The 13,682-nt window shown below is 64.8% G+C and carries 16 protein-coding genes and 1 other RNA gene; 6 read left to right on the top strand and 11 right to left on the bottom strand.

Going from position 1 to position 13,682, the window contains the following annotated elements:
* Positions 1 to 34: 34 nt before the first annotated feature.
* From AC6I9R_RS17950 to rnpB, 3 genes are all read left to right on the top strand, one after another.
* Positions 35 to 667, top strand: a complete 633-nt coding sequence (locus tag AC6I9R_RS17950; protein ID WP_497862978.1) for a hypothetical protein — start codon at positions 35 to 37, stop codon at positions 665 to 667.
* 51 nt (positions 668 to 718) lie between these two features.
* Complete coding sequence (locus AC6I9R_RS17955; protein WP_461428819.1) at positions 719 to 1,390, top strand: N-acetylmuramoyl-L-alanine amidase; 672 nt, start codon at positions 719 to 721, stop codon at positions 1,388 to 1,390.
* 12 nt (positions 1,391 to 1,402) lie between these two features.
* Positions 1,403 to 1,824: RNase P RNA component class A (gene rnpB, locus AC6I9R_RS17960), an RNA gene on the top strand.
* Positions 1,825 to 1,928: 104 nt separating this feature from the next.
* Here the strand turns inward: rnpB and AC6I9R_RS17965 are convergent.
* Entirely contained in the window at positions 1,929 to 2,378 is a 450-nt protein-coding gene (locus AC6I9R_RS17965) for a nucleoside deaminase (protein WP_461428820.1), read from the bottom strand.
* Positions 2,379 to 2,429: 51 nt separating this feature from the next.
* Between AC6I9R_RS17965 and AC6I9R_RS17970 the strand changes: the two genes are divergently transcribed.
* Positions 2,430 to 3,293 (top strand): pseudouridine synthase, encoded by an 864-nt coding sequence (locus AC6I9R_RS17970; protein WP_461428821.1) that lies wholly within the window; start codon positions 2,430 to 2,432, stop codon positions 3,291 to 3,293.
* Here AC6I9R_RS17970 and AC6I9R_RS17975 read toward each other — a convergent pair.
* From AC6I9R_RS17975 to ftsY, 3 genes are all read right to left on the bottom strand, one after another.
* Positions 3,265 to 3,870, bottom strand: coding sequence for an inner membrane-spanning protein YciB (locus AC6I9R_RS17975; RefSeq protein WP_461428822.1), 606 nt, complete (start codon positions 3,868 to 3,870; stop codon positions 3,265 to 3,267). The two genes, AC6I9R_RS17970 and AC6I9R_RS17975, sit on opposite strands and share 29 nt — an antisense overlap.
* Before the next feature lie 63 nt (positions 3,871 to 3,933).
* Positions 3,934 to 4,836: an EamA family transporter gene (locus tag AC6I9R_RS17980; RefSeq protein ID WP_461429028.1), complete on the bottom strand. Its 903-nt coding sequence runs from the start codon at positions 4,834 to 4,836 to the stop codon at positions 3,934 to 3,936.
* Between the two features lie 27 nt (positions 4,837 to 4,863).
* Positions 4,864 to 6,048, bottom strand: a complete 1,185-nt coding sequence (gene ftsY, locus AC6I9R_RS17985; RefSeq protein WP_461428823.1) for a signal recognition particle-docking protein FtsY — start codon at positions 6,046 to 6,048, stop codon at positions 4,864 to 4,866.
* 142 nt (positions 6,049 to 6,190) lie between these two features.
* On the opposite strand from ftsY, the gene AC6I9R_RS17990 reads away from it, so the two are divergent.
* Positions 6,191 to 7,471: an alkane 1-monooxygenase gene (locus AC6I9R_RS17990; protein WP_461428824.1), complete on the top strand. Its 1,281-nt coding sequence runs from the start codon at positions 6,191 to 6,193 to the stop codon at positions 7,469 to 7,471.
* Positions 7,472 to 7,536: 65 nt separating this feature from the next.
* On the opposite strand, the gene AC6I9R_RS17995 is transcribed toward AC6I9R_RS17990, so the two are convergent.
* The 6 genes from AC6I9R_RS17995 to AC6I9R_RS18020 form a co-directional block, all read right to left on the bottom strand.
* A complete protein-coding gene (locus AC6I9R_RS17995; protein WP_461428825.1) occupies positions 7,537 to 8,382 on the bottom strand; it encodes an ATP-binding protein in 846 nt (281 codons plus the stop codon).
* A 3-nt stretch (positions 8,383 to 8,385) separates the two neighbouring features.
* The gene (gene tatC / locus AC6I9R_RS18000; protein ID WP_461428826.1) at positions 8,386 to 9,291 is read right to left on the bottom strand and encodes a twin-arginine translocase subunit TatC; all 906 of its coding nucleotides are present in this window, start codon (positions 9,289 to 9,291) and stop codon (positions 8,386 to 8,388) included.
* Complete coding sequence (tatB, locus tag AC6I9R_RS18005) at positions 9,288 to 9,818, bottom strand: Sec-independent protein translocase protein TatB (protein WP_461428827.1); 531 nt, start codon at positions 9,816 to 9,818, stop codon at positions 9,288 to 9,290. The genes tatC and tatB overlap by 4 nt, the downstream gene beginning before the upstream one ends.
* A gap of 34 nt (positions 9,819 to 9,852) precedes the next feature.
* Positions 9,853 to 10,086 carry a twin-arginine translocase TatA/TatE family subunit gene (locus AC6I9R_RS18010; protein ID WP_461428828.1) on the bottom strand — a complete coding sequence of 78 codons (234 nt, stop codon included), beginning with the start codon at positions 10,084 to 10,086 and terminating at the stop codon, positions 9,853 to 9,855.
* 152 nt (positions 10,087 to 10,238) lie between these two features.
* Positions 10,239 to 11,318 carry an ABC transporter ATP-binding protein gene (locus AC6I9R_RS18015; RefSeq protein ID WP_461428829.1) on the bottom strand — a complete coding sequence of 360 codons (1,080 nt, stop codon included), beginning with the start codon at positions 11,316 to 11,318 and terminating at the stop codon, positions 10,239 to 10,241.
* An 81-nt stretch (positions 11,319 to 11,399) separates the two neighbouring features.
* Positions 11,400 to 12,179, bottom strand: coding sequence for an SDR family oxidoreductase (locus AC6I9R_RS18020; protein WP_461428830.1), 780 nt, complete (start codon positions 12,177 to 12,179; stop codon positions 11,400 to 11,402).
* Positions 12,180 to 12,303: 124 nt separating this feature from the next.
* Here AC6I9R_RS18020 and AC6I9R_RS18025 point away from each other — a divergent pair, with 124 nt between their 5' ends.
* The gene (locus AC6I9R_RS18025; protein ID WP_461428831.1) at positions 12,304 to 13,302 is read left to right on the top strand and encodes a Hint domain-containing protein; all 999 of its coding nucleotides are present in this window, start codon (positions 12,304 to 12,306) and stop codon (positions 13,300 to 13,302) included.
* Here AC6I9R_RS18025 and AC6I9R_RS18030 read toward each other — a convergent pair whose 3' ends face one another.
* Positions 13,303 to 13,671 carry a SnoaL-like domain-containing protein gene (locus tag AC6I9R_RS18030; RefSeq protein WP_461428832.1) on the bottom strand — a complete coding sequence of 123 codons (369 nt, stop codon included), beginning with the start codon at positions 13,669 to 13,671 and terminating at the stop codon, positions 13,303 to 13,305.
* Positions 13,672 to 13,682 lie beyond the last annotated feature (11 nt).

A 13,682-nucleotide genomic window follows, 5' to 3' on the forward strand; every position in this document is an offset into this window, starting at 1 on the left:
CTGCCCGCCAACAACAAGACATGAGGCTTGAGTAATGGTTTCCTTGCGTTTTCTCGCGGTTGCGTGCCTGGCCCTTTCGGGCTGTGCGGCTGTGCCCAATGACGTGTCACCGGGGCAGCAGACGCTGGATCAGCAAGGCCTTGAGGGGCGGCAAGCGGCGCTGAACGGTCAGATCTCGACGGCAGTGATCGACACGCCAACGCCCGGTGTCGGGGTTGAGGCGGGCGCAACGGGCGATGTGACGTTCCTGGATCCGACAAGCCTTGAGGCCATCGCCGAGGGCGCGATCGCAGAATCAGAGCAAGCCGCCGCCGGGACAACCGGCGGCGTGTTCGACAACATCCAGCCGCAGCAAGCCAGTGACGTGCTGCCCCCACCGCTGATCCCCCGCGTGGCGGCGTTCGCGTTGCGCACGACGCATCTGCCCGGACAACGCCAGTGGCGGCGCAATCCGTTGCGCGCCGACGGGCAAGCCATGTGCGCGCAGTTCGAGACCCGCGACCATGCCCAGGACCGGTTCCTGCGCGATGGTGGGCCTGAGCGTGATCCCAACGGGCTCGACCCCGATGGCGACGGATTTGTCTGCGGCTTTGACCCTGCGGCGCTGCGGGCCTCGGCCAATGCGCCTGCCGAGACATTCGAGACGTTGCCCGCGATTGACGGGTAGCGCAGATCCTCTTTGGCGGGGGTGCTCAAGCTTGAGCAGGCATGTAAGAAGTTGAAAAGTAATAATTTTACTGAAAGACGTGACGGACGCACCCCGGAATTGGTCGTCCTTCACTATACGGCGATGAAGGATTGCGCGGCGGCGGCGCGGGTGTTGTGCGACCCTGAGCGCGAGGTCTCGGCCCATTATCTGATCGGGCGCGACGGGGAGGTGCTGAACCTTGTTCCCGAGGAGATGAGGGCCTGGCACGCCGGTAAGGGCGCTTGGCGGGGCAGCGGTGACGTGAATTCCCGCTCGATCGGGATTGAGTTGGATAACGACGGGCTTTCCCCTTTTTCTGAGCCCTTGATGAGGGCGCTCGAAACCCTCCTCGGCTCACGCCTCCTCGCAGCTTGGGGGATCGGGCCGGAGGGGGTGATTGGACATTCCGACATGGCGCCGGGGCGCAAGATCGATCCGGGGCGGCGGTTTGATTGGCAGCGCCTTGCGCGGCAGGGCTTGGCTGTTTGGTCGGATGCGAGAGGCGGGGCGGTGGATGCGGCGCAGTTTCGGGCCAATGCCATGGCGTTTGGCTACCCAGATGTCGAGGATGCGCTGCTGCTGGAGGTTGTGCGGATGCGGTTCCGGCCCTGGGCGCGGGGGCCGCTTGATGGCGATGATTGCGCGGTGATGGCTGATCTGGCGGCGCGCTATGGGCTTGACCGGACCGCCTGCGCGCCGTAGCGGGAGCCCTGCGTGGAGGGCTGGATGGCCGCTTTGGCATCTTTCGCTTGCGAAAGAGCCAGAGAGGAAAGTCCGGACTCCCTGAAGGAGAGGTGCCGGGTAATGCCCGGGCCTGGCTGATTTGGGCTTGCCCAAACGAGCCGGGACGGAAAGCGCCACAGAAAACAAACCGCTCCTGCGTTTGCGTCGCAAACTGCTGGAGCAAGGGTGAAACGGTGGGGTAAGAGCCCACCGGGGGGCTGGCAACAGCGCCCGCATGGCAAGCCCCACCTGGGAGCAATGCCGAATAGGGACCGCGATATGGGGCACTTCACCTCTGCGGTCCGGGTTGGCAGCTAGAGTTTGCGGGCAACCGTAGACCGAGAGGAATGGTCATCCAGGTTGGGGTTCGCGCCCCGATTGGACAGAATCCGGCTTACAGGCCCTTCACGCATTTCCCGCCGATGGCGCGCCCTGTCGGCAATTGTTGCGCCCGGTATCGGCGGCGGGATTGAGTTGTATTTGGCAAGATGAAGGGGGGAGCCGGTGTGCGCCCGGATCAGCGTTTGGCGCTGAAGAAACGCCGCAGGAGGGCGGCGGATTGGTCTTCCAAGAGGCCCGCGTAGATTTCCGGCACGTGGTGGGCTTGGGGGTGGGTGAAGATCTTGGGGCCTTGGGCGATGCCGCCGGATTTGGGATCGGCGGCCGCGTAGTAGAGGCGTTTGAGGCGCGCGGCGGAGATCATGGCGGCACAGGCCGGGCACGGCTCTAGCGTGACCCAGAGGTCGCAATCGGGCAGGCGCTGGGACTTTAGCGCGGCACACGCGGCGCGGATCGCGAGGATTTCGGCATGGGCGGAGGGGTCATGCAGTTCCCGCGTGCGGTTGCCGGCCTGGGCGACGATCTGGCCATCGCGGGTTATAACGGCCCCCACCGGCACCTCGCCGCGCGCGGCGGCGGCGCGCGCCTGCTCAAGTGCCGTTTCCATGAACGAAGTGAATTGGGTCATACCTGTTCGTTGCCGCTTTCCACGGCGCTGTCAAACTTGTAGCGGTGAGGCATGGTTGATGGTGAGCGCATAGCAAAGCGGCTGAGCCGCGCGGGGGTCGCCTCGCGCCGAGAGGCGGAGCGGATGATCGAGGCGGGCCGGGTGCGCGTGAATGGCGCGGTGATCGAGAGCCCGGCGTTGAACGTGACCGAGGCCGATGTGATCCTGGTCGACGATGCGCCGCTGCCCGAGATCGAGCGGCCGCGTGTTTGGTTGTACCACAAGCCCACGGGCCTGGTGACCAGCAATGCCGACGAAAAGGGCCGCGAGACGGTGTTCGACAAGCTGCCCGAGGGCCTGCCGCGCGTTATGTCGGTGGGGCGGCTCGACATGAACTCCGAAGGGTTGTTGTTGCTGACGAACGATGGGGGCGTGAAGCGGAAGCTGGAACTGCCCTCCACCGGCTGGTTGCGCAAGTACCGCGTGCGGATGAAGGGCGCGCCGAAGGATGAGGATTTCGCGCCGTTGCGACGGGGTATTGTCGCCGAGGGGGAGCGGTTCCAGCCGATGGACGTGACGCTCGACCGGATCCAAGGCGCCAATGCCTGGATCACCGTGGGCCTGCGCGAGGGCAAGAACCGGGAGATCCGGCGCGCTATGGCAGAGCTGGGGTTCGAGGTGAACCGGTTGATCCGCGTGTCTTACGGGCCGTTCCGCTTGGGAGAGTTGAAGCAGGGCGAAGTTGAGGAAATCCGCCCGCGCGTGTTGCGCGACCAGTTGGGTCTGGAGGCCGCAACCGAAGGCCACGCGGAACAGAAGGAGAAGCCTGCGTTCAAGGGCAAGCGCAAGAAGCGGCCCGATCCGCTGAAAAGCGGTGAGCGGCTGGCGGCCCGGCGCGGGGCAAAAACTACTCGTCCGCCTCGTCGGAAAGGCTGAAACGCTCGATCAGGGGCGCTTGCGACATGAAGACGACGAAGAGGAACGCGGGCAGCGCGAAGGTCTCGAACGTGACCCAGAATTGATCTGACTGGGTGCGCCAGACGACCTCGTTCGTGATGCCCATGGCGACAAAGGCCAGCGCGAGGCGATTGGTCATGATCATCCAGCCCTCATCGGCCATCGGCAGGCGGTCGCCCATCAGATATTTCAGGTAGGACCGTCCTTGCAGCAGGCCGATGCCAAGGGCGCCGGCAAAGAAGGCGTAGACGATGGTGGTCTTCATCTTGAAGAAGCGGTCGTCGTTGAACCAGATCGTCAGCGCGCCGAAGAATACGACAAGGATCGCGGTGAAGACCTGGATGCGGGAAATCACGCCGGTCAGCTTCCACAGGATCGCGGTAGAGGCGAGCAGGATGGGCACGAAGATTGCGGTGGCAAGGATGAAGCCGTCGTATTCGGTGCCCGCGACGGTCACGGTGCGGTCTTGCAGGCGCAGGTAGGCCACGAAGAACAGGATCGGCGGGCCGAGTTCGAGGCCGTTCTTCAGCCAGGGATTGATCTGTCGCTCAGCCATGATTGTCCTTTGATCCGCGCAGGATGATCCGAAAACCGGTATCCACTTTTCGGCCCGCGCTTTCTATCCACCTGCCTCAACTATCACCGCGCCCGCTGCGATCAAGGCCATAAGGGCGGCGCGGATCCATCCGACGTGCTCTTTCAGGAACAACCAGCCGATCAGCGCGGCGAAGACGGTGGAGGTCTCGCGCAGGACCGCGGCTTCGCCCACCTGGTCGAGGCGCGTGGCGAGCATGATGGAGCCGAAGGAGGCGAAGGCCACGAACCCGCCGAGGATGCCCCGGGCCGCGAGGGGGGCGAGCGTGGGTTTGTCGGGCATGCGCACGTAGAACCGCGCGGCAAGGACGGGGAAGAGTAGTCCGTCGATGAAGAAGAACCAGGCCAGGAACGTGAAGGGGTCCGCCGTGGCGCGGATGCCGTAGGCGTCGTAGGTGGTGTAGAGCGCCACGAAGAGGCCCGTGAGCACCGCGAAGAGAAGCGCGTTCACCAGCGTGTCGCGCGCCACCGTGACCTTCGCCATGTTGTAGGCCGCGAGGCCGTAGAGGCCCGCGAGAAGGACGATGACGCCGAGCCATTGGGTCAGGCTGAAGGTCTCGCCAAAAATCAGCCCGGCCCCAATGACGGTGAAGAGCGGCCCGGTGCCTCGCATCACCGGGTAGACCACGGTGAAGGCCCCGCGACGAAACGCGGCGAGGACGGCGAGCTTGTAGCCCGCGTGGATCACGAAGGCGCCCGCAAAGATCGGCCACATATGCGGCTCGGGCCAGGGAACAACGAAGAGCGCGATGGGCGCGGCCATTAGGCCGTAGCTCGCATCGATGGCACCCCGGGCCAGCAGCGGATCATGGCGGCCCTTTTGAAGCGCACCGAAAACGGCATGCAGAACCGCGGCGGTCAGCGCGAGGATCAGGGCGACCGTTGATCCCTCTGGCGTGCCCTCAATCGAGGTTATCCACAGGCTCAGACTATCCACAGGGGGTGTGGGTCGATGTCATGAACGGTCAAGGCCGACCAGGGCATCGGCAAATTCATCCGGGTCGAAAGGTTGCAAATCATCAATCTGCTCCCCAACACCAATCGCATGAATGGGCAGACCGAATTTATCGGCCAAAGCGACCAGCACGCCGCCCTTTGCGGTGCCGTCGAGCTTCGTCATCACCAGGCCCGAGACGTCGGCCATCTGGCCGAACAGCTCCACCTGGCGCAGGGCGTTCTGGCCGGTGGTCGCATCAAGGACCAGCAAGGTGTTATGCGGCGCGTCGGGGTCCTTCTTGCGGATGACGCGAACGATTTTGGCCAGCTCTTCCATCAGATCGGTCCGGTTCTGCAAACGGCCCGCCGTATCGATCATCAACAGATCTGCGCCGTCCGCCTCGGCCTTGACCATGGCGTCAAAGGCGAGCGCTGCGGGGTCCGAGCCTTCGGGGGCGGTCAACACGGGCACGCCCGCACGCTCGCCCCAGACCTGAAGCTGCTCGACCGCCGCCGCGCGGAATGTATCCCCGGCGGCAATCACCACCTTCTTGCCCGCGGCACGGAACTGGCTGGAAAGCTTGCCGATGGTCGTCGTCTTGCCCGAGCCATTCACGCCCACCACCAGCACCACCTGAGGCGTCTTGGGATAGATCGGCAAGGGCCGCGCAACGGGTTCCATCACGCGGGTGATCTCGGCGGACAGAAGCTCTTTGATCTCGGTTGCGGACAACAGCTTGCCATAGCGCCCTTCGGCCATGTTGGCGGTCACGCGAAGGGCAATATCGACGCCCATGTCGGAGGCAATCAACAGCTCTTCCAGCTGTTCCAGCATCTCGTCATCCAACGCGCGCTTGGGCTCGGACGTACGGCCCATGAGGCGGCCCAGAAGACCGGGTTTTTTCGGCGCGGGCTCAGGCGCCGGGACTGGCGCGGCGGGCTCTGGTGCGGGGGTTGGCGTGGCCTCAGGGGCGGGCGCCGGGGCAGGCGTTGGAGCCGGTTCGGGCGCAACCTCAGGCGCCGTTTCGGGTATGAACTCGGGCGCGACCTCTAAGGGAGCCTCCGGCGCGCCCTCCGCAACCGGCTCAGCCGCCGGGACATCAGCCGCCTCTGCGGCCCCCTCTTCAATGATCGCATCCAGCCCCTCGTCGAGTTTCGACGAGGATTTGAACATCCGTTCCTTCATTTTGCGGAAAAAGGACATGGGCACCCTATGTTTTGCCTTGCCCGTCTCACCTAATACCCAATGACGCGCTTGGAAAGGCCATGCGCCTGCGCCATGCTTTTGCCAAATTGCCCAGCTATGCTGTGCGCGACCAAAAACCGACCCGAGGACACCTGACCCCATGCCCGTCATCGCCCGCTACGCCGCGATTACACTGCCGCCGATGTTCCTGCTGTTGCTGGCGGGCACCGCGTGGGGCGGCTTTGCCTGGGTCGCGCTGCTTTGGTTAACCTTGGTCACCGCCGTCGCCGACCGCCTGCTGGAGCCGCCAACCGTTACGCCCGATGACGAAGACACCGTGCCCTGGTCTGACACGCTGTCTGTGGGGCTGGCCTGCGGGCATCTGTTGATCCTTCTGTCCACCGCCTCGGCGCTCACATCCGGCGCGCTGACGTTTGGCCAATCCATAGCCCTGTTCCTGGCGACCGCGTCCTTCTTCGGCCAGGTCAGCCATCCGAACGCCCATGAGTTGATCCACCGCGCGGCCCTGCCGCTTCGGGCCCTGGGGGCGGCGGTCTACACGTCTGTCGGCTTCGGGCACCACGTCTCGGCCCACCGGCTGGTGCATCACCGCCATGTCGGCACCGACGCAGACCCCAACACGCCTTTGCCGGGGGAAAGCTTCTGGGCCTATCTGCCCCGCGCCTGGCGCGGATCGTTTGAGGCCGGGGCCGAACAGGAGGTCGAAAGGCTGGAGCGTAAGGGGCGCGGACCCAACCACATCAGCAACCCCTATTGGATCTGGCTCGGGGGGGCGGCGGTGACGCTGGTCATCGTGACGCTGATGGCAGGGGTCGGCGGCGCCCTGGTGCTGGTGGGCCTCGCCGCCTTGACCGGTGCGCAAATCCTGATGTCGGACTACGTGCAACACTATGGGTTGCAACGACTTTTGCTACCAAGCGGTCGGTTTGAGCCCGTCGCCGCACACCACAGCTGGAACGCCCCCAAGGGCTTCTCGTCCTACCTGATGATGAACGCGCCCGCCCATTCCGAGCATCACATGCACCCCGACCGCCCCTATGAGCGCCTCGATCCAGAGGCCTCGGTCCCCACCCTGCCCTTGTCGATGCCCATGATGGCCATGGTCGCCATGGTCCCCAGCCTCTGGGCCCGGATGATGGACCGACGCGCGCTGAAGGTGATGGAGGCGGCAGAAGCGACCCATATGGCGGGCCCCGCGCCCGTCCAGGCAGCACCAACACCTCCACCCCAGCCCAAGCGCCCCAATGCGGTACGCGATCAGGTGCAAGGTCCGGCGGCCCCGGTCGTCGGGCGGGTCCCAAAGGATCAGGTTCCGCCAGCCTCCGTCGCCGCCCCCACAGCGGTCACCCCAACCGAACCCGAAGCGGTGGACGACGAAGATGAGGACCTGCTGAGAAAAATCCGCGCGGCCACGCAATAAGCACGCCGCCCGAGGCGGGGCCGCTCCTTCATCTTGCCCGAAAAACTCCCCCCGGAGGGTCCACCCTATGGGTCCAGCACCACGCCCCGGCGACCTGCGAGGTCGGTGAAGTACTGCCACGCCACCCGGCCCGAGCGTGAGCCGCGGGTTGCTTGCCATTCCACCGCCTCTGCGCGCATCTCGGCGTCAGAGATCTCCACCCCGTAAGCGTCGCAATAGCCCCGGATCATCGTCAGGTAGGCGTCCTGGTCGCAGCTGTGGAACCCGAGCCACAGGCCGAACCGGTCGGACAAAGACACCTTTTCTTCCACCGCTTCCGCCGGGTTGATCGCTGATCCCCGCTCATTCTCGATCATGTCGCGGGGCATCAGGTGGCGGCGATTGGACGTGGCGTAGAATACCACGTTGTCCGGGCGGCCCGTCACGCCGCCGTCCAGCACGGCTTTCAAAGATTTGTAGTGCTGGTCATCGTGGCTGAACGACAGGTCATCGCAATACAGGATCACCCGGGCGTCGAGCCCGCGCAGCACGGCCAGCAGACGCCCCACTGAGGGCAGATCCTCGCGTTGGATTTCCACCAGCTTCAAGCCCGCCTCTTCCGCGCAAATGGCGCCGTGGACGGCCTTGACCAGAGACGACTTCCCCATCCCCCGCGCGCCCCAGAGAAGCGCGTTGTTGGCGGGCAATCCGCGCGCGAACTGGCGGGTGTTGGCCATCAGCGTATCGCGGGCGCGGTCGATGCCGTGAAGAAGGCTCAGGTCTACGCGGTTGACCTTGGCCACCGGTTCCAAGCCGTCGGGCTCTGCGTGCCAGACAAAGGCCTCTGCGGCGGTCAGGTCGGGGATTTTAGCAGGGGGCGGGCGCAGACGCTCCAGCGCGTCGGCGATCCGGGACAGGTCGGGGTCGGACACCGCTCAGAGTTCCTCGTCTTCGCCCAGGATCCCCTCTGCGCGCAACCGCTTGTTGCGGGAATATTCGACCCAACGGACCAACTGAATGGAGATCTCGTAGAGGCCGTAGACCACCGTGAACAGGATCACCTGGGTGATCACATCGGGCGGTGTCACCAGGGCGGCGAGGGTCAGGATGCCAACAACAGCCCATTTGCGCACGTCCGCAAGACCTTGGGAGGACACCAGGCCCGCCTTGCCCATCAGGGTCAGAAGGACCGGCAGTTGGAAGCAGAGGCCAAAGGCGAAGATGAACTTCAGCGCGAGGTCAAGCGACTCGCGGACAGAGCCGAGGAAGATCGTTTGTATCTCGCTATCGCTATTGGGGTTCTCAAACGTGCCCTCGCCGGCGATCAGGTTGGCCAGCGCCGGGATCGCGTCGGAAAAGCCGATGAAGAAATTCATCGCCAGCGGTGTCACGACGTAGTGGGCGAAGGCCGCGCCGATGGTGAACAGAACGGGCGAGGCGATCAGGAAAGGCAGGATCGCGCCCTTCTCGGACTTGTAGAGGCCGGGCGCCACGAACCGCCAAAGCTGATGCGCGATGACCGGGAAAGAGACCGCGAACCCCATGATGATGGAGATGCGGATCAAGACGAAGAACTTCTCTTGCGGCGCCGTGAAGATCAGCCGCGCATCCTCGCCGCGCCCGCGCAGCACGTCCGCCAAGGGTTGCGAGATGAAATTCAGGATCGGCTCAGCCACCGTGAACATCACGATGATGCCCACAACAAACGCCAAGACAGAACGGATCAGCCGGGTGCGCAGTTCCGTCAGATGCTCCACAAGGGGGGCGGCAGAGCCTTCCAGCTCGTCGTCTTCGTCGACCTCATTGGTCCCGATTTGAGCCTGCGCGTCGGTCTGGGTCATGAACGTGTCGCCTGTGGCTCTGGCTCGGACGGCGCTTCGACATCTGCGGGGCCGGGATCGGCGTGGGCGGCTTCGGCGGGCGCGGGGTCCGCGGCGGGGGCTTCCTCGGGCTCACCGCTCAACTCGGCGGCGCGGGCGTCACGCTCGGCACGGGCCGCGCGTGCGGCGGCGGCGCGTTCCTTCGCCTCTTTCTGCGCGCTGGCCTTCTTCTCGGCGATGATGCGCGTGGCCGAGCCTTCTTCGTATTTCGACGGATCGATGTCTTCCATGACATCGCCCATCATCTCTTTCGCCATTGCCTTGGGGTTGGTGAACTTGGCCGCCGAGCGGAGGTCGCGGTTCATCTCGGACATGCCGGTATCGTCGGCGGCGGCGTTCATCGCGTTGGTGAATTCACGGCCCATGGCGCGCACGCGGGCAACCATCTGCCCGAGCTTCTTGAACATGCCGGGCAGGTCTTTCGGGCCCACGACGATCAACGCCACGATCCCGATAACCAATAGCTCCATTCCGCCGATATCAGGCATACGCCATTAACCCCTTTGCCGTCTTGTCAGGGGATCAGGCGTTGTCGCGCTCGGTGCGCTCTTCCGGCGTAACGTCGCGTGCGGCTGTCGCGTCTGCCGTGGTCGAGGCGTCCTCGATCTCGGGATCGGGCGATTTGACGCCGTCTTTGAACGCGGTGATGCCTTTGCCGACTTCGCCCATGAGGCCTGCAATTTTGCCCCGGCCAAACAGCACAAGCACGACGACAGCGATCAGGATAAGACCAGCGGGTCCGATGTTATTGAGCATGATGTTCTCCCTTGTTCAGGCGTGCGCACGCCCGATGTTCCGTAAAGCTGGTGCATAGGTATGATCTTGCAGCGCCAGATCAAAGCCCAAAAACGTAAATCCTTGTGATGCCTCACAGGATTACACAAAAATTCCGAACCCAATGTGCGATGTCAGGCCTGTTTTGGGAAGACGAAACAACGGTCGCGCCGGATCGTGAGCCACAGGGGCGTGCCGGGTTTGGGCAGAAACACGGCGGGAACGGTGGCTTTCACAATGCCGCCGTCAAAGTCCATCTTGAACTCCACCAGGCTCTCATGACCCATGAAGCGCGCGCGTTTGACGAAGCCGCGCGCGGGCACGCCGTCCTGGGGCGTGGGATTGGGGCCACGCCCGCCGCGATCGAAGTCGATCTTGACGTGTTGGGGGCGGAAGACGATGTCGACCGCGCCACCGTCCGGCACCCCGGGGGCCAGGAACTGGCCAAAGGGGGTTTCGATCAACGCGCCGTGGACCTCGCCCGTGATCACATTGATATCACTGAAAAAAGACGCGGCCGCCTTGTCGCAAGGGCTGGTGTAGATGTTGTAGGGCGCGCCGGTCTGGACCACGCCACCATCGCGCATCAGCGCGATCTGATCGGCCATGCGCATCGCCTCATCCGGCTCGTGCGTCACGAGGACCACGGCGGTGCCTTCCTCTTTCAACAGCGCCAGGGTCTCATCCCGGATGCCGTCGCGCAGGCGGTTGTCGAGGCCCGAGAACGGCTCATCCATCAACATGATGCGCGGACGCGGCGCCAGTGCGCGGGCCAGCGCGACGCGCTGCTGCTCGCCGCCCGACAACATGTGAGGCGGCGTATCGGCATAGCCCTGCAGATCCACACGCTCCAGCAACTCGTCCACCCGCGCGCGCGTTTCCGTCGCAGTGCCGCGCAGGCCAAAGGCGATGTTCTGCGCAACGCTCAGGTGCGGAAAAAGCGCGAAATCCTGGAAGATCAGCCCGATTCCCCGCGCTTCGGGCGGCAGATGGGTCTGCGGGTCTGACAGCACCTCGCCATCGGCGCGGATCGTGCCCGCGCTGGGGCGCTCGATCCCTGCGATCATGCGCAGGGTCGTGGATTTGCCGCAGCCGGAGGGGCCAAGCAGGCACAGAACCTCTCCGGCGCGCACGGTCAGGTCGATGCCGCACACGACCTCTCGCCCCTCAAAGTGGCAACAGACATGCTCTATCTGAAGGCGGGGGGCAGACATTCAGGTATTCCCGATGAATTCACTCGGGAACGGGAGGTAACAGGTTCCCCACCGCTCGCCAAGGACCCTTGAATAGGGGGCTTAGATGGTCGCGTTGGTGCCGCCACCGTCGCACAGGATGTTCTGCCCGACGATGAAGCCCGCATGGGCCGAGCACAGGAACGCACACATCGCGCCGAACTCTGCCGCCGTGCCGTAGCGGCGCGCGGGAATGGTCAACTCGCGTTTGGCCTTGGCCTCTGCCGCGCTGATCCCCTCTTTCTGGGACACCCCGCCATCCAGCTGGATCGCCCGGTCCGTGGCATGAATGCCGGGAAGCATGTTGTTCACGTTCACGCCAAATTGCGCCACCTGCCGGGCGGTGCCCGCGACATAGCCCGTCAGGCCCGTGCGCGCGGCGTTTGACAGGCCCAGGGCCGGGATCGGCGCCTTCACCGATTGCGAGGTGATGTTGACGACGCGGCCCCAGCCCTTGTCGATCATCGCGGGCATCAAGGCGGTCATCAGCGCGATGGGCGTCAGCATGTTGGCGTCCAGCGCGGCGATGAAATCATCGCGTCCCCAGTCCGACCAAAGGCCCGGAGGAGGTCCGCCCGCGTTCGTCACCAGGATGTCAACGTCGCCCGCCACTCCCAGCACCTGCGCGCGGCCAGCCTCGGACGTGATATCGGCGGCCACGGCGGTCACGGACACGCCGTAGGTCTCGCGGATCGCCTGCGCGGTTTCTTCCAAGGCCTCGGCCCCGCGGGCGTTCAGCACCAGGTCCACGCCCGCCTCGGCCAGTGCTTCGGCGCAGCCCCGGCCCAGGCCTTTTGAGCTTGCACATACCAGGGCGCGGCGGCCCTTAATCCCCAAATCCATCGTCAGATCCTCCCCGAATGTCTCTGTTTTGCCTTGCCTAGCAGCCCCTCCCGCGGGCCACCAGCCTTGACCCTCTCGCACGGCCCTTGTCTAAGCAAGGAACACACCCGCAAAGGACGCTCCGTTGTCAGCCCACCCGCCCCTGTTCCGCTTCCAGACCTACCCCAGCCGCGCGTTGCGGGTCGTCTCGGGCGCCAATATCGGCGATGGAATCGGGCTGGAGGACGACGCGTTGCCCGGTGACATCTACCGCCTGGCGACAGGCCACGGGACACGGCGGTTGGCGATTTCCGATGCCGGCGAGGGCGGACAGCCCTGCGTCGCCGATGGCTCGGAAGTGGGCGCGCCCGGGGAAGCCCTGGCCATTTCGGCCTGCCATATGCTCATGGGGCCCTCAGGCGAAGTGGTGGAGGTGCTGATCCTAACCCACCAGTCCGAGGCCGGGGCACAGTTGCACATCCTGCCGCTATCGACCGTGAAGGAAGACACCGAATATGAGTTGGTCGGCACCGAAGTCGCCAGCGCGCCCGAGCGCTTTGCGGACATCGCCAGCGTCAGCTTCCTGGCGGGCACGCATCTGACGCTGGCCAATGGCAAGCAGATCCCGGTGGAACACCTGAGCGTTGGCGATGTCGTTCTGACGCGCGAGAATGGGCCGCAGCCCGTGCGCTGGATCGGCTTCCAGACCCGCCGCGCCGTGGGGGCCGCGGCACCTGTTCGGATCAAGGAAGGCACGCTCAACACTTCCCGCGATCTGCGCCTGTCGCCGCAGCATCGCCTGTTCATCTGGCAGCGCCGCGATGAATTGGGCACGGGCCGCGCCGAGGTGATGGTCAAGGCCGAGTTATTGGTGAACGGCGACACGGTCGTGCGCGAAGAAGGTGGGCACGTTGACAGCTATCAGATCGTGTTTTCCGGCCACGAGATCATCTACGCCGAGGGGATCGCCGTCGAAAGCCTGCTGGTCACGGGCCAGACACGGGCGCTTTTGCCGCAAGATCTGGACCTGAGCGGATCCGCTGACGCCGCCGCCAGCGCCGCCGCGATGGAGCTTGGCGACGACGCCGGAGAGAACGTGGTGGAACGGCTGTCGCGCGCGTCCAAGGGTGGCAGTGACGGGTAGTTACCCGGTCCCGAAGAACTCTTCGCGCACGATCTTTCCGTCCGCGGCCGTGTAAATCGCCACTTCCGTCATATCCATCCGCTCGCCCGTGGCATTCTCGGTGCATTCGATCGAGAAGACGACCGCAAACCGGTCTTCGCCGTGCAGATAGGGGCCCTGGACGTCTCCGCCGTGGACCTCGAAGGTCTCATTCCACCAGGCGTGTTTGCCGCGTATCCCCTCCACGCCCTTGGTCTCGCGTCCCATCCCGGAATAGTCAGCCGCCTCCACGGAAACCACATCAGGGTGATAGTGGTTCTCCAATAGCGCCGCTTCGCCCTGGGTGCGGCATGCGGTGACGAGTGTCTCGGCCAATGTCTTCAGATCCATGTGATGTCTCC

It is taken from the genome of Gymnodinialimonas sp. (assembly GCF_059726805.1).